Raw genomic sequence first — 503 nt, 5'->3', positions numbered from 1 at the left:
GTTCAGTGTGGTAAATGCTTTGGTCATCTTTTTGTAGAAATAAAGCGCCAGCCAAATGACGATCGGCATAATGATAAACTTTAATAATGCCAGCTGCCAGTTAATAAACAGCATCACTCAGAACGCACCGAGTATGGTCATGACGGCAATGAATAAGTCTTCCGGACCGTGATGGGCAACTTCACCGATATACATTAAATCGTTCGTCAGCTTCGACATCAGTGTTCCCGTCTTGTTGTTGTCGTAAAATTTAAACGGAAGCTTTTGCAAATGGTCAAAAAGCGACTTTCTCATATCCGTCTCGATATTAATTCCGAGCATGTGCCCCCAGTAGGTCACAATATACTGAAGAGCCGAGCTGAGCGCGTACACCGCAAATAAGCCGATTGAGGTCGCGATGATCAGCCCCCAGTCCCTGCCCGGCAGCAAGGTATCAATAAAATAATTGACGATCAAAGGAAAGCTCAGCTCCATTAAACCTCCCGCGATCGCTGAGAAAAAGT

At 45.1% G+C, this 503-nt stretch carries 1 pseudogene; it reads right to left on the bottom strand.

The annotated features are described in order from the left end of the window. Positions 1–503: pseudogene (locus tag RVS70_RS22080) on the bottom strand (ABC transporter ATP-binding protein); the annotation flags it as partial.

The sequence above is a fragment of the Virgibacillus sp. M23 genome, from assembly GCF_034190895.1.
Taxonomy (GTDB): Bacteria; Bacillota; Bacilli; order Bacillales; family Amphibacillaceae; genus Virgibacillus; species Virgibacillus salarius.
The sequence above is the reverse complement of the archived record's forward strand: the minus strand, read 5'-3'. Positions and strand labels throughout refer to the sequence as shown.